Consider the following 25780-nt stretch of genomic DNA (forward strand, 5'->3'; position numbering starts at 1 on the left):
GTTTTTTACATGCAACAAATTATTTTTTACCACAATCCCTGCTGCTCAAAGAGCCGTGAGACACTCAAACTAGTTGAAGATCTCGGCATTGTACCTGAAATCATTCACTATCTTGATACCCCACCAACAGTAGAACAGCTTACTTTACTTTTGAAACAACTTGGTTTCAAAGATGTCCGGCAATTGATGAGAACCAAAGAAGATCTCTACAAGGAATTAAATCTTGGCGATAAAACGCTATCCCAAGAAGCGTTACTCAAGGCAATGGCTGAAAATCCAAAATTAATAGAACGTCCGATTGTTGTTGCAGGTGATAAAGCGCGTTTAGGCCGCCCGCCAGAGCAAGTTAAAGAAATTCTGGATTGATCTTTTTTGATAAAAATTCATTTTTCTATAAAAACTAAACAAAAAAGTGATAGGACATATTCTCTATCACTTTTTTATCCGACTCCGTTTTATGTTTAACTTATTAAGTCAAAGCTCAAGGATATCTTTCACAAACGGGATAGTCAGTTTGCGTTGCGCTACGATAGATGCACGATCAAGCTCATCCAACGTTTTAAACAGCGTTTGCATTTCCCTATCAAGCCGCTTCAACACAAAACGCCCGACATCTTCAGGTAATTCAAAACCCCGTAATTTTGCCCGCAACTGCAATGCCTGCATTTTTTCATCATCAGACAAAGGCTGTAATTTATAAATCTGACCCCAATCCAGACGAGATGCCAGATCTGGTAATGTTAGGTTAATCTGCCGTGGAGGGCGATCACCAGTAATCAACAGACAAGTTTGCCCAATTTCGACGATGCGGTTATACAGATTGAAAATAGCCATCTCCCATTCCTGATCACCAGCAATACATTCAATATTATCAATGCACACCAATGATAAATGTTCCATACCATCAAGGACTTCAGGAACAAAATAGGCACGTTTATCCAGCGGTACATATCCCACAGCTTCTTCCTGCCGGGATAATTCAGTACAGGCTGCATGAAGCAAATGGCTCTTGCCCCCACCATCACGGGACCAAAAATAGATATAACTGCCATGTGACTGACTAATGGCCAATTTTATTGCAGCTAATAAGGAGATATTCTCACCAGCAAAGAAACTGGCAAAAGTTTCATCATCGGGCAAATATAATGGTAACGAAAGCTGCGACGGTGTATTCAGAAGCACCTCAAACAGAATGGATAACGAACAAAGCTAAGTCTACCACAAAAAGTCTCTATAAATGAAACGAATGCTTTACTTAAAACGAGAGGTTATTGCCAATGTCCATCCCCCCATCCATTCACCATCTAATTATTAATATACTTCCTCTTTGTTGGCTGCTATCTGAAATTTATTGGGTATATATTATTTTACTGGAAACAAAAAAAGCCGATTTTTCAGTCGGTTCAGAATATTATTTAGTACCAAATAGTTTGTCGCCTGCATCTCCCAAACCAGGAACAATATATCCATGCTCATTAAGTCGTTCATCAATCGAAGCAGTATACAATTCGACATCAGGATGTGCTTTTTCTAGTGCAGCAATACCTTCTGGAGCCGCAACCAAAACCAACACCTTAATCACAGGACACTCTGCTTTCTTCAAAAGATCAATGGTGGCAATTATGGAACCGCCTGTCGCTAACATTGGATCAACAATCAATGCCATACGTTCACTAATATCAGAAACCAATTTTTGGAAGTAAGGTACAGGTTCCAGTGTCTCTTCATCACGATATACACCAACGACACTAATCCGCGCACTTGGAATATTTTCCAGTACACCGTCCATCATGCCCAATCCGGCACGCAGGATAGGTACTACCGTAATTTTCTTCCCTTTAATCTGGTCTATCTCTACCGGACCACACCACCCTTCAATAGTCACTTTTTCAATTTCTAAATCAGCAGTTGCTTCATATGTCAGAAGACTCCCCACTTCTGAGGCCAATTCACGAAAGCGTTTGGTGCTTATATCATGATCCCGCATCAGACCAAGTTTATGTTTAACCAGTGGATGTCTAACCTCAACGATCTTCATGAGTTTCTCCTAATATAAGCCGGCAGATAAAAAAATCGCGGGATTATACCTCCTTTTTAGTATCTAGCCACTACCAATCTATTAATTTTTATCAATCATAAATATTTTCCTGCAATTTTTATCTTACAGAAAACCCATATAAAGCTATCGCAAACGTTTGCTTAGACTGTTAGAATTATTTCTGTTCTATTTTATTCATTCAAGTGCAACCGCCTGGGAGCTACGTAGTGACCAACAAAACCTCTCTTAGCTATAAAGATGCTGGTGTCGATATTGATGCTGGTAATACCTTAGTCAATCGTATCAAAAGTGTCGTCAAGCAGACCCGCCGCCCTGAAGTGATGGGGGGATTGGGTGGTTTCGGCGCGTTATGTGCGCTGCCTCAAAAATATCGTGAACCTGTGTTGGTTTCCGGTACAGATGGTGTTGGCACTAAGCTGCGTCTGGCCATAGATCTGAAACGCCATGACACCATCGGGATTGATTTGGTTGCCATGTGTGTCAATGACCTGATTGTCCAAGGAGCTGAACCACTTTTCTTCCTTGATTACTATGCCACGGGCAAACTGGATGTTGATACTGCCACCAGTGTCATCACGGGAATAGCGGAAGGCTGCAAACAAGCAGGTTGTGCGCTGGTCGGAGGTGAAACGGCGGAAATGCCGGGTATGTATCATGGTGAAGATTATGACGTTGCTGGCTTTTGTGTCGGTGTCGTTGAAAAATCAGAAATTATTGATGGCAGTCAGGTTCAAGCTGGTGATGCACTGATTGCTCTGGCATCCAGTGGGCCACACTCCAATGGTTATTCCCTGATCCGCAAAATTCTCGAAGTAAGCCAGACAACCCCTGAAACGACCGAACTTGAAGGAAAATCTCTCGCTGATCATCTGCTTGTTCCTACTCAAATTTATGTCAAATCCATTCTGGAATTAATTGAAAAAGTTGAAGTGCATGCCATTGTACATCTCACAGGTGGTGGTTTCTGGGAAAATATTCCTCGCGTTTTGCCAGAAAATACGCAGGCAAGGATCAATTCTGCGAGCTGGGAGTGGCCAGCAGTCTTTACATGGTTGCAACAAGCTGGCAATGTTAGCACTCACGAAATGTATCGCACATTTAACTGTGGGGTAGGTATGATAATCGCTCTGCCTCAATCACAAGCGGAATCGGCCATTTCATATTTGAAAGCAGCGGGAGAAAATGCATGGCAGATTGGTACAATTGCCGAACTCAACGCTGATGAGCAACCTGTCGTTATCAATGAATAAGTTTTATGCCCGATAAATTCAAGTTGCAGTTTTACCAACTGCAACTTGAAACATGAAGGGTATGTCGGTAAATGAATTCCTTCAACGAAGATAATCCATGAAAAGAATTGTCGTTCTAATATCTGGCAATGGTACCAATCTGCAATCTATCATTGATGCTTGTCAGCAAAACCGGATTAATGGGCATATTGCAGCAGTTTTCAGTAATAATGCGGATGCTTATGGGCTGCAACGTGCTGAACAGGCAAATATTCCCACCAACTTTATCAATCCTAAAGCATACATAGATCGTACAAGCCATGATCTCGCCTTACTCAAGGCTATTGATCAATATCAACCAGATTTAGTGGTTCTGGCGGGTTATATGAGAATTCTATCCCCTGATTTCGTACAGCACTATCATGGTCGCTTGCTTAATATCCATCCATCCCTGTTACCAAAGTATCCCGGTCTGCACACCCATCAAAAAGCCATCGAAAATGGTGATAGGGAACATGGTACTTCCATTCATTTTGTTACTGAAGAGTTAGATGGTGGCCCTATTATTTTACAAGCCAAAGTGCCTATTTTTGAGGATGACATAGAGGAAGATATTGTCGAGCGAGTCCAAATCCAAGAACATAATTTCTATCCTTTGGTTATTCGCTGGTTTCTGGATGAGCGTTTGACGCTGAAAGGAAATACAGTCGTAATGGATGGATATGTTCTACCGCCGCAAGGTTACGCATCAGAATAATCCAGAGCTTACTCCTTTCCTCTTTCAAGTTGTGGTTTTACTGGCTGCAACTTGAAAGACGACGGGTATATTGTGTTAAGGTAACATTGTATTAGGATTATACCTTGCTGTAAGTTGTCATCTCGGGAAGGTGAATTAATCGATGAATTTTTTGTGCACGGCTCCTATCATACGGCCATTCGGATGTGTACTTTCCAACACTATTATTTTGCCAATAAGACCCGTGAATTCTAGACCAGCGTGCTGGCCCATCAAATTGAATGGAAAACCAAACGGAGTAGTAATGTCCCACGATCGTCTCTATACCGAAAAAGAACTCAGTTGGCTCTCTTTCAACGAACGTGTACTTCAGGAAGCGGCTGACAAAAGTAACCCGCTGATTGAAAGAATGAGATTTTTAGGGATCTACTCCAATAACCTGGATGAGTTTTACAAGGTTCGCTTTGTCGATGTAAAACGGCGCATTCTCATCAGTGAAGAACAGGGTTCAGCGACCAGCGCCCGCCAGCTATTGAGAAAAATTCAGGCCAAAGTCGCCAAAACTGATCAGGAATTTGATGATCTCTATAACGATCTGCTGCTGGAAATGGCCCGTAATCAAATTTTTCTGATTAATGAACGGCAAATATCCCCGAACCAACAAATCTGGTTACGGCAATATTTTCGCCAACATTTGCGACCGCATATTACGCCAATTGTCATTAATTCAGAAACCAATCTGGTTGAGTTTTTGAAGGATGACTATACCTATTTGGCCGTTGAAATTATCCGTGGGCAAGAAACGCAATATGCTTTACTGGAGATCCCATCGGATAAAGTCCCTCGTTTCGTCAATTTGCCACCAGAAATGCCTCGCAGACGCAAGTCAATGATATTACTTGATAATATTTTGCGTTATACACTGGATGAAATTTTCAAAGGATTCTTTGATTACGATGCTTTAAACGTTTACTCCATGAAAATGACCCGTGATGCCGAATACGATCTGGCAACAGAAATGGAGTCCAGTCTGCTGGAACTGATGTCTTCCACACTGAAACAAAGACTGACGGCAGAGCCGGTGCGGTTTGTCTATCAACGTGATATGCCTGATGAAATGGTAGAGCTTCTGCGCAGTAAACTGGGACTATCGAATGATGACTCGGTGATTGCAGGTGGCCGCTATCATAATTTTAGAGACTTCATCAAATTCCCCAATGAAGGGAACCGGAATCTCCTGAACAAACCCATGCCACGATTGCGCCATAGTTGGTTTGATCATTTCCGTAACGGTTTTGATGCCATACGGGAGAAGGATGTCCTGCTTTATTACCCTTACCACACTTTCGAACATGTGCTGGAATTGCTACGTCAGGCCTCTTTCGACCCCAGTGTAATCTCTATCAAGATTAATATTTATCGCGTTGCAAAAGACTCACGCATTATTGACTCCATGATCCATGCAGCGCATAACGGTAAGAAAGTCACCGTTGTGGTGGAATTACAGGCACGTTTTGATGAAGAAGCCAATATCCATTGGGCGAAGCGATTAACCGAAGCGGGCGTGCATGTTATTTTTTCTGCTCCCGGCCTGAAAATTCACGCTAAGCTATTCATTATTTCCCGTCTTGCCGGGGACAAAATTATCCATTACGCCCATATCGGCACGGGAAATTTCAATGAAAAAACTGCGCGTTTATATACCGATTATTCTCTGTTGACCGCAAAGCCCGAAATCACCAATGAAGTGCGCCGGGTATTTAACTTTATTGAAAACCCTTATCGCCCGGTCACATTTGAAAATTTAATGGTATCACCCCAAAATTCACGGGCCATGCTCAATCGATTGATTACCCAGGAAATCGAAAATGCACAAGCAGGAGAAGTGGCCGGTATTACTTTAAAAATCAATAACCTTGTTGACAAAGAGTTGATAGATAGACTTTATGATGCCTCAGAAGCTGGCGTCAAAGTTCGTATTCTGGTGCGGGGTATGTGCTCTCTGATTCCGAATCAATCAGGTTTTAGTGAAAACATCCACGTCACCAGCATTGTGGATCGGTTTCTGGAACACGATCGAGTTTACGTTTTCACTAATAAAGGCGATGAAAACATCTTCCTTTCATCGGCTGACTGGATGACCCGTAATATCGATTACCGTATTGAAGTTGCGGTTTGCCTGCTTGATCCTATGTTAAAACAACAAGTTATGGATATCCTTGAATTGCAGTTCAATGATACCGTCAAAGCACGCTATATCGATAAAGAATTGAGCAATCGCTATGTTCCACGGGGAAATAAGCGTAAAATCCGCGCTCAAATTGCGATTTATGATTATCTGAAAAATCGTGAACAACCGGAACCAAGAGCCTGATTTATGCTGTTTAAACACGACACTCCTATGCCAAAACCTCAAGAAATTGCCACTATTGATCTGGGTTCTAATAGTTTTCATATGGTAATCGCCCGTATCGTTAACGGTGCACTACAGGTTATTGGACGTTTAAAAAAACGGGTTTTCCTTGCGGATAGTTTAAACAATAAAAACGAATTAAGCGAAGAAGCCATAAACCGTGGCTTAGCTTGTCTTTCCCTATTTTCGGAACGATTACAAGGGTTTTCTGCTGATAATGTTTGTCTGGTCGGAACCCATAGCTTACGCGAAGCCACCAACGCACAAGAATTTTTAAAACGTGCAAAAGAAGTTATCCCCTACCCGATTGAAATCATCTCAGGCCATGAAGAAGCCCGCCTGATTTTTATGGGTGTTGAACACACCCAACCGGAAAAAGGCCGGAAATTAGTGATTGATATTGGTGGTGGCTCTACGGAACTGGTTATCGGTGAAGATTTCGAGCCACTCTTAATCGAAAGTCGCCGCATGGGTTGTGTCAGTTTTGCCCGCCAATTCTTTCCTGATAATGTGATCAATGAACATAATTTCCGTAAAGCACGCCTTCAGGCAGCACAAAAGCTAGAAAATCTTGTCTGGCAATTTCGCACAAAAGGCTGGGATTTTGCTTTGGGCACATCGGGAACAATTAAAGCTGTCCATGAGCTATTAGTGGAATTGGGCGAGAAAGATGGCCTGATCACGCCAGAACGACTCAATATGCTGGTGAAACGAGCCCTGAAATATAAAAATTTCAAGGCGCTGGATCTGCCGGGAATTTCTGATGACCGCAAGCAGACTTTTGTTCCCGGCCTTTCAATCTTGTGTGGTATTTTCGATGCCCTGCATATTGAGGAATTACACCTGTCTCAAGGTGCTTTAAGGGAAGGTGTACTTTACGAGATGGAAGATCGATTCCGTCATCAGGATATTCGCCAAAGAACCGCCAAAAGTCTTGCTGAACACTATAATATCGATCGTGAACAAGCCGACCGGGTTTGGAGTACCGCCAAAAATCTTTATGAGCAATGGGCAGGACAAAACCCTAAACGGGTGCAACCACAACTGGAATCTATTCTATTGTGGGCAGCCATGCTACACGAAGTCGGTTTAAGCATTAATCTCAGCGGGTTACAACGCCATTCCGCTTATATACTGCAACATACTGATCTGCCTGGATTCAACCAAGAACAACAATCATTGCTGGCAACACTGGTACGCTATCACCGCAAGGCAGTGAAAGTGCATGAGCATCCCCGTTTCTATCTGTTCAAGAAAAAGCAGTATCTTCCTATACTTAAGATATTGCGGCTGGCAACATTATTGAATAACCAACGCCAATCTACCAAAACACCATATATACTAAGGTTAGGGACTGATCGTAGTCATTGGACACTCTACCTGCCCAAAAATTATTTAACGCAAAATGCTCTGGTGCAACTTGATCTGGAGAAAGAACAGGATTACTGGAGTGACGTAACTGGCTGGAACTTACACATTAAAGAGGAATCGACTTAACGATCTCACGTTATGAAGAAGAAAAAGAAATCTGTTCAAATTACAAAATTGATCTTGCTTATCAGCTTTCTGATTTTATTTGGGCGTTTTATCTATTCATTCATGGCAGCTTTAGAGCATCACCAGCAAACCCAACAGCAATCGGTGGAACTACTCAGTAGCCCGAAAACAGAATAGTTGTTACAGGGGCTTTCAAGAGCAATATACCAGATTATGTTATGGTTATGTTATTGTGAACACCCTTGTTTTAGCCTATTTTCTGCTTTAAAGGTACATTATGTTACAACCGACCTTTACACCTAATAATAATGCGACTGTTGCCAATCAACATTCGCAAAAATTGGCACATGCTCGCCAACACCTGTTCTCACTGTTCATTAATGATGAGCTATTTGTTGACACGTTATTAGGCCAAGCTGATGAATCTTCTGCCATCAGCGATGAACAGTTATTAGAGAAAATAGAGGAAGTCAGTACATTACTGCTCGACCTGCATGCTGCTGATATTGCGGATATTCTGGAAGCCTTGCCCTATGACGAGCGTCTCGCTTTATGGAAGCTTATCGACAACAATCAGCGCGGTGAAGTTTTGGTAGAAGCCTACATTCCTATCTGGGACAACCTAATCAAAGACATGTCTGATGTTGAACTATTGCGCGCCATCGGCACTTTGCATGTGGATGAACAAGCATACATAGCGGAACATCTTCCCAGAGAGACTTCACGCCGCTTACTGACCTATCTGGAGCCGAGCCAGCGCAACCGCATCCGCGAAGTATTGCAATACCACAAAGACAGTATCGGACAGATGATGGATTTTGAGTTCGTGACAGTACGAGGAAACGTTACACTCAGTACAGTTCAACGTTTTTTACGCTCACGAGGCTCCATCCCTGAAACAACCGATAAGATCTTTGTTATTGATCGTAAAAACCGTCTTCAGGGAGAACTTCCCCTCACCACATTGCTTATCAACGTGCCAGATAAATTAGTTGCCGAAGTCATGCATACGGATACCGTGACTTTCTCGCCGGAGCAAAAAGGCGAAGATGCCGCCAGTGCATTCGAACGTTACGACTTAATCTCTGCCGCTGTGGTAGATAACAACGGTCGTTTGATGGGACGCCTGACAGTTGAAGACATTGTTGATACCTTAAATGAAGAAACCGACAACAATATACGCCGGATGGGGGGATTAAGCCGCGAAGAAGATGTTTTCGCTCCCGTTGGACAAGCAGTCAAAACCCGCTGGACATGGCTCGCAATAAACTTGTGTACTGCTTTTGTGGCTTCCAGAGTCATCGGCCTGTTTGAACATACCATTTCCCAGCTTGTTGCCCTTGCAACTTTGATGCCTATCGTAGCAGGCATCGGTGGTAATACTGGCAACCAGACCATTACTATGATCGTTCGTGCACTGGCGCTTCACCAGATTCAAACAGGCAGCTTTTCTTATCTGATATTGAGGGAGTTTGGGGTCGCCCTGATTAACGGCATCATTTGGGGTGGAATAATGGGCGTTATCACCTATCTGCTTTATAGTGATCTTGCTATGGGGTGTGTTATGACAATGGCGATGATACTGAATCTGCTGATGGCAGCGCTGATGGGGGTATTTATCCCGTTTATTATGATGAAACTGGGAAGAGATCCTGCGATTGGTTCCAGCGTGATGATTACTGCTATTACGGATACTGGCGGATTCTTTATCTTTTTGGGACTGGCAACACTGTTTTTGGTGTGACTAGCTTATCTGATGGTTTATTACAAATAACGAGTGGATAGATACCGTAATGTGGTATGAAGCAATCAATGGAAGAAAATGTCGATTCAATCATCGGCATTTTTTCAATTATCAATACACTCTATCGTCCCAGACGCTATACCCAGCGTACTTTAAGATGCTTTTATTCTCTCTCATTTATATCAGCATATCTGATTGATATATCCACTTTCAAAGCCTCAAACAGGATTATAAACATAGTACATTTTACGATCAGTTAAAATACAACACCATATTCCCCATATTCCCCATATTCCCCATAACACACTTTTTCATGACTCATCGCATTCCCTATCACAAAATTCATGAAAAATTACTACCAGAAACATAACCTTTTTGACATAACCTCCATATTTTCTTCATTATTGACTAAATCTCTCTAGTTACACTAATAATATATTCTTGCATCTATTTTGGCATAAGATGCGGCATGACCGATTACCGCCACAACATTGAGAGAATGTCGAGCAAATGAATAACAAAAGCCGTTCCTATTTTTTCCGACTCGCTGCGGCGTTAGCCGTGATCGTCGTGGCAGTTTTCTTTGCGTGGAAACATTTCAACACGCCTGCAACATCAGATAAAAACGAGGATTCAGAATCACAACAGAGTGCACACAATCCAGCACTTCCCCCCGTACAAGTAGCAACAACTGAAATAAAATCTGTGCCCCATTACTTGGGAGGATTGGGAACAGTTCAAGCGACAAATACAGTGACTGTAACCAGTCTTGTAGAAGGTCAGTTAATAAGCCTGCATTTTAATGAAGGGCAATACGTCAAAAAAGGGAATTTGCTGGCGGAGATCGATCCTCGTCCTTTTCAAGTTAAGTTGACACGGGCACAGGGGCAATATGCTAAAGATCAGGCAACATTGACCAATGCTAAACAGGATTTAATTCGCTATCAGCAATTAGCAAAAAGTAAGCTGATATCTCAACAAGATCTGGATAAACAAATTTCGCTGGTTCGTCAGAGCGAAGCCAGCCTGAAAACCAGCCAGTCTGATCTGGACGAAGCAGGATTGCAATTGGCTTACAGCCGCATCACTGCGCCTATTTCTGGTCGTGTCGGATTAAAACGCATTGATATCGGTAATTATGTATCTGCTGCTGGCGGAACTCCGATTGTAATCATTACGCAAGTCGATCCCGTTGATGTGATATTTTCCCTGCCTGAAAATGATATCAGCGCTGTCCTGAAGGCTCAGAAAGACCATGAAAATGTCAATGTCATCGCGTGGGACCGCAATAATCAACTACAATTGGCACAGGGTAAATTGCTCAGTATTGATAACCAAATTGATGTCACCACTGGCACAATCAAGATGAAAGCGCAGTTCAATAATCAAGACAACGTGCTATTTCCTAATCAATTCATCAATATTCAGATGAAAATTAACACACTTGAAAATGCTATTGTGATCCCCAGTGCTGGATTGCAAATCGGGAGTATTGGTCATTTTGTCTGGAAAGTAGATAAAGAAAATAAAGTCAGCAAACATAAGGTCGTTCCCGGGTTGCAAAATAGTCAATTTGTGGTCATCAGCAGCGGTTTGTCGGCAGGTGACCGTGTTGTCACCGACGGGATTGACCAATTGACCGAAGGTGCAAAGGTCGAGATTGTAAAACCGCTGTCAGTTAACTCTCTTGATGTCACGAACAATAAGACCAATTCAGCAAAATCAAATAATCAACAAAACGACGAAGTGGAGAATCCGTAATGCAACCTGATTCTCCGATAACAGGCGGGGGACCATCCCGCCTGTTTATACTGCGACCGGTCGCTACGACGTTATTTATGGTTGCGATATTATTGGCAGGGTTCATCGGGTATCGGATGCTGCCCGTTTCTGCCTTGCCACAAGTGGATTATCCGACTATTCAGGTGGTAACCCTCTATCCCGGCGCTAACCCAGATGTAATGACGTCTATCGTTACAGCTCCGCTGGAGCGTCAGTTCGGGCAAATGTCCGGCTTAAAACAGATGTCATCCCGAAGTTCTGGTGGTACTTCGGTTATTACACTGGTATTCCAGCTTTCCTTGCCATTGGATGTCGCAGAGCAGGATGTACAGGCGGCGATTAACTCCGCCAGTAATCTATTGCCTGACGATTTACCCTATCCGCCAATCTACAGCAAGGTTAACCCGGCTGATCCCCCTATCTTGACGCTGGCCGTAACCTCTGATGCCCTGTCCATGACGCAGGTGCAAGATATGGTAGAAACCCGTGTAGCCCAGCGTATTTCTCAGGTCAGTGGTGTTGGCCTGGTGACACTGGCTGGAGGACAACGCCCCGCTGTGCGCGTGAAATTGAATGCTCAGGCCATCGCTTCTCAAGGCTTAGACAGTGATATGATTCGCTCCGCCATCATGAAGGCCAATGTGAATTCAGCAAAAGGTAGTTTTGATGGGCCGACACGCTCAATTACCATTTCATCCAACGATCAGATGAAATCTATTGATGATTACCGAAATTTAATTGTGGCATATAAGAATGATGCCCCGATTCGTTTGCGTGATATTGCCACTATCGAGCTGGGGGCTGAAAATAACAAATTGGGCGCATGGGCCAATGAAAAACCCGCCATTGTCATCAACGTTCAACGCCAGCCCGGCGCAAATGTTATTGAGACAACAGATAATATCCGTAACATGCTGCCAGAATTGATCAGCAGCCTGCCCAAATCAGTCAATGTTGAAGTGCTGACCGACCGCACTGTCACAATCCGTAATTCGGTCAAGGATGTTCAATTTGAACTGTTGCTGGCCATCGCGCTGGTTATCATGGTGATTTACCTGTTTTTGCGCAATATCACTGCAACTTTAATCCCGAGTGTTGCTGTACCCCTTTCTTTGATGGGTACTTTCGCTGTTATGTATTTTTTCGGTTTTTCCGTCAATAACCTCACACTAATGGCATTGACTATCGCAACAGGCTTTGTGGTGGATGATGCCATCGTCGTTATAGAAAATATTTCCCGCTATATTGAACGGGGAGAAAAACCACTTACGGCTGCGCTAAAAGGGGCGGGAGAAATGGGCTTTACGATTATCTCTCTGACTTTTTCATTAATCGCTGTACTAATCCCATTGCTGTTTATGGGGGATATTGTTGGTCGTCTATTCCGGGAATTCGCTATCACTCTGGCTGTGGCAATTTTAGTTTCTGCCGTGGTGTCACTAACGTTAACACCGATGATGTGCGCAAGAATGTTAAAAGCCGAAGCTGAAATTAAACATAATCGCTTCGAACAAGCCTGTGAACGTTTCTTTGAACGCATGATCGAGATATATGCCATTTTTCTGAGACGTGTGCTGAATCATCCTTGGATTACGCTCGGTGTTGCATTCGGGACAATGGTTTTGACCGCTCTGCTCTATATCATGATCCCCAAAGGATTTTTTCCCTTGCAAGACAATGGGCTGATTCAGGGGACACTGGAAGCACCGCAGTCCATTTCATTCAACGCAATAACGGATAAACAGAGGCAGGTTACAAGCCTGTTATTGCAAGATCCTGCCGTGGATAATATTACAACATTTATCGGTGTTGACGGTAACAACCCAACCCTGAATAACACCCGTATCCAAATTACGCTAAAGCCTCTCAGTCAACGTGATGAGCGCATTGATGAAGTTATTCCACGTTTACAGGCCCGCGTTACCAGCGTGCCTAACGTTAGGTTGTATTTGCAACCGACACAGGATTTAACTATTGATACACAAGTATCCCGCACGCAATACCAATTTACATTGCAGGCAACCTCCCTTGATGAACTCAGTGTCTGGGTACCTAGATTGCAAAACGCGCTGAAACAGCGATCTGAACTGGCAGATATCGGCAATAATTGGCAGGATCAGGGGTTAGTGGCTTATCTTAATGTGAATCGTGATTTGGCCAGTCGGTTTGGGATCTCTATGGCAACAGTAGATAGTGCGTTGTATAACGCATTCGGTCAGCGTTTGGTTTCAACCATTTATACTCAATCAAATCAGTATCGAGTCATTCTTGAGCAGGATACGAAAAAAAATTCAGGGCTGGACGCACTCAATAACCTCTATCTGACGGGAAGTGATGGCAAAATGGTACCATTTAATACCATTGCCACCATCGAACAGCGACTGGGACATTTGTCTATCAACCATCTGCAACAGTTCCCTTCTGTCACTTTTTCGTTCAATGTTGCGAAGAATTCGTCCCTTGAACAAGCGGTTAATGCAGTTCAGGAAACAGAACGGGCGATTCAGATGCCAAAAAACATAATCACACAATTCCAAGGTGCAACACTGGCATTCCAAGATGCGCTCAGTAATACTCTTTGGCTGATTTTGGCTGCTGTCGTTGCGATGTATATCGTCCTTGGCATATTGTATGAAAGTTTTATTCATCCCATCACAATATTGTCTACTTTACCTACAGCGGGTGTTGGCGCCTTACTGACCTTAATGGTTAGTGGATATGAATTAGATATTATCGCCATCATAGGGATTATTCTTCTGATCGGTATTGTGAAGAAAAATGCCATCATGATGATAGATTTCGCATTGGCAGCAGAACGTGAGCAAGGCATGCCTCCTTATGAGGCCATTTATCAAGCTTGCTTGTTACGTTTCAGACCCATATTGATGACAACCATGGCTGCACTATTGGGTGCTTTGCCACTGATGCTCAGTACCGGTATTGGCGCAGAATTGCGCCGTCCATTAGGAGCCAGTATGGTGGGAGGTCTGATCATGAGCCAGATCTTAACGTTGTTCACCACTCCCGTTATTTATCTGCTGTTTGATCAGTTAGCGAATCATTTCCGAAAAAATAAGCAAAATGATCAGGAAACTCCATCCAATCCAATAAGTCTGGATAAATCCTCTGCCAATCATCGGGAGTCGCTGTGAAATTTTTTGCACTATTTATCCAGCGGCCAGTTGCTACAACATTGCTGAGTTTAGCCATCACCCTGTGTGGTGCACTCAGCTTCATCTTGCTGCCTGTATCACCATTGCCGAAAGTCGATTTTCCTGTGATTACAGTTAATGCTTCTCTGCCCGGCGCATCACCCGAAACTATGGCATCTTCTGTAACAATGCCGTTAGAACAAGCATTAGGTAGAATTGCAGGCGTCAAAGAGATGTCCTCCGTCAGCTCATTGGGAACCTCTTATATTTATCTGGAATTTGAGCTGAATCGGGATATCAATGGAGCAGCACGGGATGTCCAGGCTGCCATTAATGCTGCGCAAAGCTTGTTGCCTTCAGGTATGCCAAGCAAACCGGGATATTATAAAGCTAACTTATCAGACGCGCCGATCATGATTCTGACCCTCACATCAGACAATTATAGTGAAGGACAACTGTATGATCTCGCGTCCACCAGAATGGCACAGAAACTTTCTCAAATAGAAGGCGTCAGTCAAGTCAGTGTTAGTGGTAGTTCATTACCGGCAATACGCGTTGAGTTAAATCCTAATGCCCTTTTTAATCAAGGCGTTTCTCTTAACGATGTCAGCAACGCTATCAGCAATGCTAATGTCAGGAGTCCAACGGGTTATATTGATTCAGATAAACAAAGCTGGCAATTGCACACCAATGACGCGCTGAGAACAGCAGACAGCTATCGCTCCATTATTGTGCATTATAATAATGGGGCTCCTGTTCGTTTGCAGGATGTTGCAAATGTTAAGAACTCCGTCGAAGATATTCGGGCAGCCGGTATGTCCGGCAATAAATCTGCGATTGCCATTGTTATCCGTCGTGAAGCAGGTGCGAATATCATCGCAACTATTCAGCGTATCCGAGAGCAACTTCCCATCCTGCAAGAATCTCTGCCTGCCAGTATTCAGTTGAACATTGCGCAAGATCGCTCGCCAACTATTCGTGCTTCCCTGCAAGAAGTCGAACGCGCTCTTGCCATTGCCGTTGCTTTGGTCATTCTGGTGGTATTCCTGTTCTTACGTTCAGGCCGCGCTACACTTATCCCGGCGATTGCGGTTCCGGTATCACTTATTGGCACCTTTACCGCCATGTATTTGTGCGGCTTTAGCCTGAATAATCTTTCATTGATGGCATTGACCATCGCCACAGGATTTGTCGTTGATGACGCCATTGTCGTATTGGAGAATATATCCCGTCATCTCGATGCCGGACTAAAACCAATGCAAGCCGCCCTTAAAGGGGTCAGAGAAGTTGGATTTACAGTACTTGCCATGAGTCTGTCTCTCATTGCCGTGTTCATACCTCTTGTATTGATCGATGAACTGCTTGGTCGATTGTTTCAAGATTTCGCGGTTACACTCGCCACCGCGATTGGCATTTCATTGTTGGTTTCTCTGACGTTAACTCCAATGATGTGTGCTCATTTACTCAAATCACCACCCATAAAATCGCAGAAACAGAAGCGGGGATTCGGTAAGGTATTGTTGAAACTTCAACAGGCTTATGGACGCTCACTGAAATGGATACTTAATCATACGCGTTGGGTCCTACTAACACTGGCCGGCATTATCGCCCTGAATATCTGGCTTTATATCAGTATTCCCAAAACCTTTTTTCCTCAACAGGATACCGGGAAGATGCTGGGTTTTATCGTTGCTGATCAAAGCATTTCATTCCAATCTATGCGCGAAAAAGTAAAAAGTTTTATGCAGATAGTCGATGCCGATCCGACCGTGGACAATGTCGTGGGATTTACAGGTGGTGACAGTATCAACACAGGTTTTATGTTTATTGCTCTGAAACCGCTTGAAGAGCGCACGGAAAGTATCCAACAAGTCATCACTCGTTTAAGAGGCAAACTCACCAATGAGGCTGGAGTCCGCTTATATTTAGTTCCTGTTCAAGATCTCAGATCCGGGGGACGCGGGGCTAAATCTACTTATCAATTTAGTTTGTTGTCCGATGATTTTGGTGAATTACGTAAATGGAGTCCTATAATCAAGAGAGCGTTGGAAAAACTGCCCCAGCTGGTGGACGTTAACTCAGATGAAGACGAAGATGATAAAGGTGCTGAAATAGCGATTACTTATGATCGTGATGTCATGGCGCGTTTGGGGATCAATGTCTCTGATGCCAATAAGTTACTCAGTAATGCTTTTGGGCAACAACCTATCTCCACAATTTATCAACCATTAAATCAGTACAGGGTGATAATGGAAGTTGCTCCGCAATATACCCAAGATCCAAGCACGCTGGAAAAAATGTTTATTATCAATGCCAAAGGAGAACGCATTCCGCTTTCCTACTTTGCTCGCTGGCATCCTGACAATGCACCGCTGGACGTGTACCACCAAGGGCTTTCAGCTTCCTCTACCATTGCTTTTGATGTTGCACCAGGATACACGCTGTCCGATGCAATTAGTGCGATAGAAAAAACAATGACAGAATTGAGTGTACCTTCAGCAGTGCGCAGCTCTTTTGCAGGTACTGCACAAGATTTTCAGGATAGCGAACGTTCCCAATTGCTGGTGATCCTCGCAACTATCGTGACAGTTTATCTGGTTTTGGGAGTACTGTATGAGAGTCATATTCATCCGCTGACAATCCTGTCCACCCTACCTTCTGCCGGGGTGGGAGCTTTACTGGCATTGGAGTTGTTCAATACACCATTTAGCCTAATTGCGATGATTGGAATTATGCTGCTGATAGGTATTGTCAAGAAAAACGCTATTATTATGATAGATTTTGCCCTTCAAGCGCAGAGAAACGGTAAACTCAGTGCTCAAGAGGCGATATTTCAGGCCTGTTTATTGCGTTTCCGGCCAATAATGATGACAACTCTTTCTGCTTTGTTTGGTGCCTTGCCTTTGGTATTGAGTAATGGGGATGGTGCTGAGTTGCGCTTCCCATTGGGTATTACTATTGTCGGAGGATTGGTAATGAGTCAACTTCTCACGCTATATACCACTCCTGTTGTGTATTTATTCTTTGATAGGTTACATGAGAAAAAGCGCAATCATCGGGCAGTAAAAACTCAATTCACTAAAACATCATGAAATTTATGATGAAAATAGGTATTAGCAGTAAGTTGTTTCTGGCAATTTTTGCCACCTGTATGCTGGTATTAGTGACAATGCACTGGGGCATTCGCCTCAGTTTCCAGCACGGCTTTATCGGCTATATAAAACAAAATAGTCAAATGCGGGCAGGAACGCTGGCAGAAGCGCTAACAGAACAATATCAGCAATACGGTAGTTGGGATTTTCTGACTCAAAACAATCAAGTAATTTTTCAAATTATTCGTACCATTGAGCAAAATAGCGACAGCCATCAGGGGTCTCCGCCCCGGGGTTGGCGTACCCAATTCTGGGTTGTAGATGCTCAGATGAATTGTCTGGTGGGTTACTCTGGAAATATCCCCGCAGAAAGCTATCGCAAGCCCGTCACTTATCAGGATAAGGTTGTCGGTTGGGTGATTGTCAGCAAATCTGACAAAATTACCAGTCAGGCTGATATCAGTTTTGCCCATCAGCAACAATTTACAAGTTGGGTTATCGCCGGTTTTTCAACTTTACTGGCACTGATTGCTACTTTTATCCTTTCCCGGAGTCTCTTGCGCCCTGTTAAACGGCTGGTAGAGGGAACACATAAACTCGCAGCAGGTGATTTTAGTGTTCGGGTCATTCCATCCAGCAAAGATGAAATTGGTAAATTAGCGTCAGACTTTAATCAGCTTGCAAATACACTGGAAAAAAATGAACAAATGCGCCGTGACTACATGACGGATATCTCCCATGAACTACGCACCCCACTTTCTGTTCTGCGTGGTGAGTTAGAAGCCTTGCAGGATGGTGTACGCCATCCGACACAGGAAACCATCCATTCTTTACTCGCGGAAGTCACCATCCTGACAAAATTGGTAAACGATCTACATTTACTGTCCCTTTCCGATAGAGGTTCTCTGTCTTATCGGAAAGAGCTGATAAATATCAATCAACTATTGCAAATCTCCATCGCAAGTTATCAGAGCCGTTTTGCTGATAAGCAAATCACATTGTCATTGAGCTTCAAAGAAAATGTGACACTGTTTGCAGATCCCGATCGATTAGCACAACTCTTCCAAAATTTATTGGAAAATAGCCTATGCTATACCGCTGATCAGGGAAAAGTGATGATTCAAAGTTATTCAGATCAACAAAAATGGATATTCGATTTGCAAGATAGCGCTCCCGGGCTGACTATTGAGCAATGCCACCATGTTTTTGAGCGTTTTTACCGCTGCGAATCCTCCCGTAATCGTTCAAGCGGCGGTTCGGGACTCGGGTTGGCAATCTGTTACAATATCGTTGAAGCGCATGATGGCACTATCCGCGCGACCAGATCGCCTTTAGGCGGTATTCAAATCCACGTAGAATTACCACTGCTTAAATCCTCTAAAATTGAAACACCATGAGCACGTATTTCACACAATATACCGTTCTAATAGTTGAAGATGAACCAAAGTTAGGGCGACTGCTGGTCGATTATCTGCAATCAGCTGATTATCAAACCCAATGGCTGAAACGTGGTGATGAAGTTATTAACTATGTTCAAAAAAACCAGCCCGATATTATCTTACTTGATCTAATGCTACCCGGTCTTGATGGATTATCGGTCTGTCGGGAAATTCGTAAATTTTCTGATGTTCCGATTGTGATAATGACTGCCAAAACAGAAGAAATTGATCGGCTGCTCGGTTTGGAAATTGGTGCGGATGATTATATTTGTAAGCCTTATAGCCCACGGGAAATGGTAGCCAGAGTAAAGACAATTTTGCGGCGTTGCTACCGTCCACAGGATATTATTAGCGAACAAGGAGCTTTGACTATTGATGAAAGCCACTTTCAGGCACGCTATCTTGAACGGGTTCTTGAACTAACCCCCGTCGAATTTCGACTACTCAAGATAATGTCCAGCCAGCCCAGGCGAGTTTTTTCGCGGGATCAGTTGTTGAATAATCTTTATAATGACCACCGTATTGTGAATGATCGCACCATTGATAGCCATATCAAGAACCTGCGCAGGAAACTGGAGCAATTGGATGAGGATAAATCTTTTATCCGATCAATTTATGGACTAGGTTATCGTTGGGAAGCAGAGATATGCCGTTTGATGTAAAAATGGTGGTAAGCACGATCAAGGAAAAGTGAAATAATTCTAAATAAGATTTTAAAGAAATTGTTCTGCTTTTTTAGAAATAGATCACATCAATATTATTTTATTTCTCGTATTATCAGCCCTGAAAAATGAAGAACTAAAAAAGTGTTACTGTAAGACTAGGAACCACCTCCTTGGCTAGCTCAATCTCCCTTGGGCTGGCCTTTTCTTTTATTTGATAAAAAATAAAATATTTAATTTTCAAAAAGTTAAAATTCAACCCTGTCCCATAAAAATAAATTAATTTAATGATTACCCTCTCTGCCATTGGCTATTTTTTGATTATTTTTTAGTAACATTATTTATTATAAATAAAGGAATCATATCGCAATAAATATCATTAATATTTATTCAGTTTCATGAAGGAAATTTTAAGAAAGCACTACTCAAATTATTCAGTTATATACCCAATGGATTTCAAGATGCAGCGCGACAGTAAGGGAAGAAGCCCCAGGAGCATAGCTAACTATGTGACTGGGGTGAGTGAGCGCAGCCAACAAAGCTGCAACTTGAAAGGAGACGGGTATAGAATAGGTTAAGGTTTATTTTTCATTCTGTCAGATAAAAATTATTTCACTTTCCATTGCTACAAAATGGTCAGATTTTGGCAATTATTATATTAACTGAAGCGATCCACTGCTGTTTCCCTTTCTACTTGCCTTGTTATTAATCTGAATATCAACAACAATCAGTAGCGCCTTTTGCAAACTGGAGTTAATCATGACTGATATCGCTAAGTTATTAGGAAAAGACGCAGAGAATTTATTACAACACAAATGCACTACCATTCCACAAGAAAATCTCTATCTCCCGGGCACAGATTTCGTCGATCGAGTAATGATTGAAAATAATCGACCTAATACTGTCCTGCGTTCCATGCAAACCTTACTAAATCATGGTCGTCTGGCCGGAACAGGTTATCTCTCAATTTTGCCGGTAGATCAGGGAGTCGAGCATTCTGCCAGTGCATCTTTTGCCGCCAATCCACTTTATTTTGATCCTAAAAATATTGTTGAATTGGCAATTGAGGCAGGTTGTAACTGTGTTGCTTCAACTTATGGTGTCCTCGCATCTGTTTCTCGCCGTTATGCCCATAAAATCCCGTTTCTGGTAAAGCTCAATCATAACGAGGCATTAACCTATCCAACCCAATATGATCAAACTTTATATGCCAGCGTCGGGCAAGCATTTAACATGGGTGCAGTCGCAGTCGGGGCAACTATTTATTATGGCTCTCCCGAATCACGTCGCCAAATAGAAGAAATTTCAGCTGCTTTCGAACGTGCTCACGAGTTAGGTATGGTTACCGTGTTATGGGCCTATCTACGGAATTCAGCGTTCAAGAAGGATGGCGTTGATTATCATACTAGTGCCGATTTAACGGGTCAGGCAAATCATCTGGCAGCAACAATAGGTGCCGATATCATTAAACAAAAAATGGCAGAAACCAACGGTGGTTATACAACCATTGGGTTTGGGCATACTGATAAACGTGTCTATAGCAATTTGACTACTGAGCATCCGATTGATCTGGTTCGCTATCAACTGGCTAACTGTTACATGGGACGCGCTGGATTAATCAACTCTGGGGGTGCTTCCGGAGATAACGATCTGAGTGATTCAGTTCGCACAGCTGTTATCAATAAACGGGCTGGAGGGATGGGATTGATCCTTGGCCGCAAAGCGTTCAAGAAATCAATGAAAGAAGGTGTTGAGTTAATTCACTCCGTTCAGGATGTCTATCTCGACACGAATATTACTATCGCCTAATCAAGCTTTTTTATTCATCGTTACCCGATGGATTTCAGGAGATAGGTATATTTCACAATGGGGATACTGGTATCCCCATTATTCAATAACAATCCTATCTTTCTAATTCACCACCATTGATGAAAATGATGCACAGGACCAATCCCCTGACCAACGCCAAGAGTATCTGCCTGTGCCAGCGCATTTTGCAAGTATGCTTTTGCAGAAGGTAAAGTGCTTTGCCAATCGGAATAACGTGGGCGTAATGCAGCAAGTGCCGCAGAAAATGTACAACCGGTACCATGAGTATGTCGGGTATTCACTCTGGGCGCGGTAAAACGCCACTCTCCTTCATGGGTAAAAAGCCAATCCGGGCTTTCTTCATTGTTCAAATGACCGCCTTTCAGTAAAACCGCCTGACATCCCATTAAAAGTAATTCTCTTCCCTGCTGTAGCATCTCCTTTTCTGTCTCCGCAGGATTACATTTCAGTATGGCGGCTGCTTCGGGCAAATTAGGAGTGATCAAAGAAACGATTGGCAGTAATTGCTCTATCATTGCCGCAATGGCTTCTGGTAATAGCAAAGGATCACCACTCTTTGCCACCATAACGGTATCTAATACAATGTGGGAAACTGGATAACGGCGTAATGATTCTGCAACTACAGCGATATTGGCCGAATTGGATAACATGCCAATTTTAGCGCTGTCTATTTTAACATCCGAAAATACGGATTCTAGCTGGGCAGAAACAAAGAGAGGATCAATATCATAAACCGATTGGACTCCTCTTGTATTTTGGGCAACCAATGCGGTTATGACCGTTGTACCGTAAGCGCCAAGTGCGGAGAAGGTTTTTAAATCAGCTTGAATGCCGGCACCACCGCTGGGATCAGTCCCTGCGATAGTTAGTGAGTTAATTCTCATGATGGTGACTCCTATTCACCAGAAAAAGAAAAGTGGGTATCAAAATAAAAGATACCATGACTTCCCTACGCTGGCATTATCCAGATCAGGTAATACGGGTACTTCTCAGTTCAATCAAAGAACGCCCCGAGCCAAATAAAAATCACTCTATTAGTATCCCAATAGAGTGATATTTGCAATAGATTATCGTCAGATAATGAAACTAAAATAACGATAAATATATTTGGTCAGAAGTTAAATACCAACCAAAATAAATTTATTACTATAAAATTGTGACGTTTGCGGCAGCAGGGCCTTTAGGACCATCCTGTATTTCAAACTCAACTTGCTGGCCTTCAGATAATGTTTTAAATCCATCTTTCATAATTGCAGAAAAATGTACAAATACATCTTTGCTACCATCAGCTGGAGTAATAAAACCAAAACCTTTTGACTCGTTGAACCACTTCACAGTACCAGTGATTTTTGCCATTTCAAAAATTTCCTTTGAATCACTTAATTCGCCGATTGACATGAAAATAAACAAATTAGTATTCGTTGCTGTTATTTATTAACAGAACTATACTCCGTTTACCCATGTGTTTTATCACATACTCTTTATATAATCGCAAGCCATTTTTTTCAGGTGCTGGAGCCAACGCACATATTTGAAAATCTTAACACCTATTCTGATTTTAAATTATACAACAATCTTTAATCAACCTAACCATATGAATATACACAAAAATAAAAATTCAACCCAAAGAAACAACTTTAATTAAGCTAATATATAATGCTGTTTTTTGCGCCTATTGCAGAGTAGAATAGAGAGTTATCATGGCCCAGAATCCATTTTCGATAACTATAAAGTTATCACTAATTACATTCAACTCTTGATTAACATAAAATATAAACATCTTGCATATAATCAGACTACTTTTTTGTTTATCATTTATTAAATATTATTCAATAATAATATTTTTATCTTTACACCATATATGGATAAACAACTTTATAAGATTTATAAAGTCTGAAGTTTGTCATTTAGCCACTTCATATGTTCTACTAATGACACTATTTCTATGAAATAATTCATATCAAGTGACTTTAATTTATCCTTAATCATATGACAAACCTCTTACTTACTTATGAGTCAGTAAGCTATGATAAAACGCATAATAGCCTTTAAGATTAGGCTAAAAATGGAGGAATACTGATAATAATCAGCCGGGCATAATACCCAGCTGAAAATACGCTGAATAGATTAACAATTAAGCAGATTTTTTCTTTACTTTGACTACTAAGTAACCCAGCCATAATACACCAATCCAGAATGGCATTAAAATAACTGAAATACTAATTGATGGCATCATCAGAATAATAACAAGAATGAACACCAGAAATGCTAAACACAGGTAGTTTCCAAACGGGTACCACAATGCCCGGAATTTTGTCTTAGTGCCTTCATTATTCTTAGCTTCGCGGAATTTTAGATGGGCAAGGCAAATCATAATCCAGTTAATAACCAACGTTGTTACCACCAATGCCATCAACAACTCAAATGCTTTACCCGGTATAACATAATTAATCAGTACACCCATTGATGTTGCTAACGCTGATAACCCAATAGATAAAACAGGTACACTACGTTTATTCACTTTGGTCAGAATGCGGGGCGCGTTGCCTTGTTTAGCCAAACCATAAAGCATCCGGCTATTACAATATACGCCACTGTTATAAACAGATAATGCTGCCGTTAATACAACCATATTCAGGATATTCGCCACCCAAAAGCTATCCAGATCATGGAAAATTAAAACAAATGGGCTACCACCTTCTACTACATTCCCCCAAGGATAAAGTGAAAGCAGAATAGCCAGTGAGCCGATGTAAAACAGTAGGATTCGATAAACGACTTGATTGGTTGCTTTTGGAATATTTTCCTCAGGATTTTCCGCCTCTGCCGCAGTGATCCCTACCGTTTCTAATCCACCAAACGAAAACATGATTACCGCCATCGCCATGATCAAGCCGGAAACCCCATTAGGCATAAAACCGCCCTGCTGCCATAAATTGGTGACGCTTGCCTGTGGCCCGCCACTACCGCTGATCAGCAAATAGCTTCCAAAGAAAATCATGCCGATAATCGCAGTAACTTTAATGATAGAGAACCAGAATTCAGTTTCACCGTATAATCGAACATTAATCAAATTAATAAGATTTATCAGCACAAAAAATATTGCGGCGGAAACCCATGTCGGAATTTCCGGCCACCAATATTGGATATAAATGCCTACGGCCGTTAGTTCTGCCATTCCGACCAGAATGAACATTGCCCAATAATTCCAACCCGATAAAAAACCAGCAAAATCGCCCCAGTATTTATAAGCAAAGTGGCTAAATGACCCTGCGACTGGCTCCTCTACGACCATCTCACCCAATTGGCGCATAATCAAGAATGCAATAAATCCACCAATTGCATACCCAAGTAGTACTGAAGGCCCTGCCATTTTGATGGTTTGGGCTATACCTAAAAATAGCCCTGTACCTACTGCACCACCGAGAGCAATAAGTTGAATATGCCTGTTCTTTAAACCACGCTTAAGCGCGGATTGTTCTTGTTGTCCTGCCATTTAGTCCTCTTTTTGCGGTGCTTAGAATCCGTCTCATTAAAAGTTATTCTATTTGTTTTTTTGAACCTGAGTATTTTTTGAGTCTGAAAAGAGCAAGGAATCACCCCACTCTCCCAATTTTCATAAAATTTGTCGAACTTAAATTGTCTCAACTATCATAAATTTTGGTTATGTGCTGATTTAACTCGATATTTAGTCTATTAATTAGAATTAGATGGATATTAAAACACCATTTACAAAGAATGAATACCATGGATGTATGTTAACACACATACATTCAGGATAATGATTGAGATAGAGATCAAAAAGGTATGTAGCGGGTATATGTAGCGGGTAATAGAACAAACACCTAATTCACATTTTCCATTGCCTCGTTCACAAAGCATATCTAATTCCAGCAAATACAAAAACAGACATACTACTATTAGGCACAATTATTAGGCACAATGTTAAAATCACTTTTTTATTTTTCAATTCAACCACCTTGGGATAATTTCATTGTAGTTAACATCCTAGTGAAATAGGATAAAAAGTTTTTACGCTCGGAAGCACCTAGTTTTATTATTGCCACTGCCCACAATGATGGGTTTTGTCATCTTGAAAAGAAGTTGTGTATACTTCTCCCCACCTTTAACCAATTTAAAATTTT

The 25780-nt window shown here is 42.1% G+C and carries 19 protein-coding genes, 1 pseudogene and 1 riboswitch; of the genes and pseudogenes, 14 read left to right on the forward strand and 6 right to left on the reverse strand.

The genetic code is table 11. The features are described 5' to 3' along the window. Positions 1 to 9: 9 nt before the first annotated feature. Positions 10 to 366 (forward strand): arsenate reductase (glutaredoxin), encoded by a 357-nt coding sequence (gene arsC / locus BM329_RS04110; RefSeq protein WP_092549327.1) that lies wholly within the window; start codon positions 10 to 12, stop codon positions 364 to 366. A gap of 108 nt (positions 367 to 474) precedes the next feature. Here the strand turns inward: arsC and hda are convergent, their stop codons facing one another. Continuing rightward, complete coding sequence (hda, locus tag BM329_RS04115) at positions 475 to 1182, reverse strand: DnaA inactivator Hda (RefSeq protein WP_177216180.1); 708 nt, start codon at positions 1180 to 1182, stop codon at positions 475 to 477. A 229-nt stretch (positions 1183 to 1411) separates the two neighbouring features. Then, positions 1412 to 2038 (reverse strand): uracil phosphoribosyltransferase, encoded by a 627-nt coding sequence (gene upp, locus BM329_RS04120; protein ID WP_092549333.1) that lies wholly within the window; start codon positions 2036 to 2038, stop codon positions 1412 to 1414. A 227-nt stretch (positions 2039 to 2265) separates the two neighbouring features. Here upp and purM point away from each other — a divergent pair, with 227 nt between their 5' ends. The 13 genes and pseudogenes from purM (at position 2266) to fbaB (ending at position 21614) form a co-directional block, all read left to right on the forward strand. After that, positions 2266 to 3309 (forward strand): phosphoribosylformylglycinamidine cyclo-ligase, encoded by a 1044-nt coding sequence (gene purM / locus BM329_RS04125; RefSeq protein WP_092549336.1) that lies wholly within the window; start codon positions 2266 to 2268, stop codon positions 3307 to 3309. Positions 3310 to 3406: 97 nt separating this feature from the next. Then, complete coding sequence (gene purN / locus BM329_RS04130; protein WP_092549339.1) at positions 3407 to 4045, forward strand: phosphoribosylglycinamide formyltransferase; 639 nt, start codon at positions 3407 to 3409, stop codon at positions 4043 to 4045. A gap of 126 nt (positions 4046 to 4171) precedes the next feature. Further along, positions 4172 to 4279 (forward strand): annotated as a pseudogene (locus BM329_RS14980) (spermidine acetyltransferase); the annotation flags it as partial. A 49-nt stretch (positions 4280 to 4328) separates the two neighbouring features. After that, entirely contained in the window at positions 4329 to 6398 is a 2070-nt protein-coding gene (gene ppk1, locus BM329_RS04140; RefSeq protein WP_092549341.1) for a polyphosphate kinase 1, read from the forward strand. Between the two features lie 3 nt (positions 6399 to 6401). Next, entirely contained in the window at positions 6402 to 7934 is a 1533-nt protein-coding gene (ppx, locus tag BM329_RS04145; RefSeq protein WP_092549344.1) for an exopolyphosphatase, read from the forward strand. Positions 7935 to 7946: 12 nt separating this feature from the next. Beyond that, entirely contained in the window at positions 7947 to 8111 is a 165-nt protein-coding gene (locus BM329_RS04150; RefSeq protein ID WP_092549347.1) for a YfgG family protein, read from the forward strand. A 100-nt stretch (positions 8112 to 8211) separates the two neighbouring features. Then, positions 8212 to 9678, forward strand: coding sequence for a magnesium transporter (gene mgtE, locus BM329_RS04155; RefSeq protein ID WP_092549350.1), 1467 nt, complete (start codon positions 8212 to 8214; stop codon positions 9676 to 9678). A gap of 510 nt (positions 9679 to 10188) precedes the next feature. Then, complete coding sequence (locus BM329_RS04160) at positions 10189 to 11439, forward strand: MdtA/MuxA family multidrug efflux RND transporter periplasmic adaptor subunit (protein ID WP_092549352.1); 1251 nt, start codon at positions 10189 to 10191, stop codon at positions 11437 to 11439. After that, positions 11439 to 14612 carry an MdtB/MuxB family multidrug efflux RND transporter permease subunit gene (locus BM329_RS04165; protein WP_092549355.1) on the forward strand — a complete coding sequence of 1058 codons (3174 nt, stop codon included), beginning with the start codon at positions 11439 to 11441 and terminating at the stop codon, positions 14610 to 14612. The genes BM329_RS04160 and BM329_RS04165 overlap by 1 nt, the downstream gene beginning before the upstream one ends. Further along, on the forward strand, positions 14609 to 17704 hold the full coding sequence (gene mdtC / locus BM329_RS04170; RefSeq protein WP_092549358.1) for a multidrug efflux RND transporter permease subunit MdtC: 3096 nt from the start codon (positions 14609 to 14611) through the stop codon (positions 17702 to 17704). The genes BM329_RS04165 and mdtC overlap by 4 nt, the downstream gene beginning before the upstream one ends. 8 nt (positions 17705 to 17712) lie before the next feature. Beyond that, entirely contained in the window at positions 17713 to 19101 is a 1389-nt protein-coding gene (baeS, locus tag BM329_RS04175; protein WP_092549361.1) for an envelope stress sensor histidine kinase BaeS, read from the forward strand. Beyond that, positions 19098 to 19805 carry an envelope stress response regulator BaeR gene (baeR, locus tag BM329_RS04180; protein ID WP_092549364.1) on the forward strand — a complete coding sequence of 236 codons (708 nt, stop codon included), beginning with the start codon at positions 19098 to 19100 and terminating at the stop codon, positions 19803 to 19805. Before baeS ends, baeR begins: the two co-directional genes overlap by 4 nt. A gap of 759 nt (positions 19806 to 20564) precedes the next feature. Further along, positions 20565 to 21614 (forward strand): class I fructose-bisphosphate aldolase, encoded by a 1050-nt coding sequence (fbaB, locus tag BM329_RS04185; protein ID WP_092549367.1) that lies wholly within the window; start codon positions 20565 to 20567, stop codon positions 21612 to 21614. Between the two features lie 107 nt (positions 21615 to 21721). Here fbaB and thiD read toward each other — a convergent pair whose 3' ends face one another. The 4 genes from thiD to mgrB form a co-directional block, all read right to left on the reverse strand. Further along, on the reverse strand, positions 21722 to 22522 hold the full coding sequence (gene thiD, locus BM329_RS04190) for a bifunctional hydroxymethylpyrimidine kinase/phosphomethylpyrimidine kinase (protein WP_177216181.1): 801 nt from the start codon (positions 22520 to 22522) through the stop codon (positions 21722 to 21724). A gap of 42 nt (positions 22523 to 22564) precedes the next feature. Continuing rightward, positions 22565 to 22658, reverse strand: a riboswitch (TPP riboswitch). Between the two features lie 123 nt (positions 22659 to 22781). Then, on the reverse strand, positions 22782 to 22991 hold the full coding sequence (cspE, locus tag BM329_RS04195) for a transcription antiterminator/RNA stability regulator CspE (RefSeq protein WP_092549373.1): 210 nt from the start codon (positions 22989 to 22991) through the stop codon (positions 22782 to 22784). A gap of 778 nt (positions 22992 to 23769) precedes the next feature. Then, positions 23770 to 25131, reverse strand: coding sequence for an amino acid permease (locus tag BM329_RS04200; RefSeq protein WP_092549376.1), 1362 nt, complete (start codon positions 25129 to 25131; stop codon positions 23770 to 23772). 233 nt (positions 25132 to 25364) lie between these two features. Continuing rightward, entirely contained in the window at positions 25365 to 25565 is a 201-nt protein-coding gene (gene mgrB, locus BM329_RS14350) for a PhoP/PhoQ regulatory lipoprotein MgrB (RefSeq protein WP_143101207.1), read from the reverse strand. Positions 25566 to 25780: the final 215 nt, after the last annotated feature.

It is taken from the genome of Xenorhabdus koppenhoeferi (genome assembly GCF_900116635.1).
In the GTDB taxonomy this organism is placed as follows: Bacteria; Pseudomonadota; Gammaproteobacteria; order Enterobacterales; family Enterobacteriaceae; genus Xenorhabdus; species Xenorhabdus koppenhoeferi.

Bases quoted from the DNA above. Each gene is read 5' to 3' on its own strand.
- BM329_RS04160 (WP_092549352.1), top strand. From the start codon at position 10,189: ATGAATAACAAAAGCCGTTCCTATTTTTTCCGACTCGCTGCGGCGTTA.
- BM329_RS04150 (WP_092549347.1), top strand. From the start codon at position 7,947: ATGAAGAAGAAAAAGAAATCTGTTCAAATTACAAAATTGATCTTGCTT.
- arsC (WP_092549327.1), top strand. From the start codon at position 10: ATGCAACAAATTATTTTTTACCACAATCCCTGCTGCTCAAAGAGCCGT.
- mgtE (WP_092549350.1), top strand. From the start codon at position 8,212: ATGTTACAACCGACCTTTACACCTAATAATAATGCGACTGTTGCCAAT.
- BM329_RS04200 (WP_092549376.1), bottom strand. From the start codon at position 25,131: ATGGCAGGACAACAAGAACAATCCGCGCTTAAGCGTGGTTTAAAGAAC.
- ppk1 (WP_092549341.1), top strand. From the start codon at position 4,329: ATGTCCCACGATCGTCTCTATACCGAAAAAGAACTCAGTTGGCTCTCT.
- ppx (WP_092549344.1), top strand. From the start codon at position 6,402: ATGCTGTTTAAACACGACACTCCTATGCCAAAACCTCAAGAAATTGCC.
- fbaB (WP_092549367.1), top strand. From the start codon at position 20,565: ATGACTGATATCGCTAAGTTATTAGGAAAAGACGCAGAGAATTTATTA.
- cspE (WP_092549373.1), bottom strand. From the start codon at position 22,991: ATGGCAAAAATCACTGGTACTGTGAAGTGGTTCAACGAGTCAAAAGGT.
- baeR (WP_092549364.1), top strand. From the start codon at position 19,098: ATGAGCACGTATTTCACACAATATACCGTTCTAATAGTTGAAGATGAA.
- BM329_RS04165 (WP_092549355.1), top strand. From the start codon at position 11,439: ATGCAACCTGATTCTCCGATAACAGGCGGGGGACCATCCCGCCTGTTT.
- purN (WP_092549339.1), top strand. From the start codon at position 3,407: ATGAAAAGAATTGTCGTTCTAATATCTGGCAATGGTACCAATCTGCAA.
- baeS (WP_092549361.1), top strand. From the start codon at position 17,713: ATGAAAATAGGTATTAGCAGTAAGTTGTTTCTGGCAATTTTTGCCACC.
- upp (WP_092549333.1), bottom strand. From the start codon at position 2,038: ATGAAGATCGTTGAGGTTAGACATCCACTGGTTAAACATAAACTTGGT.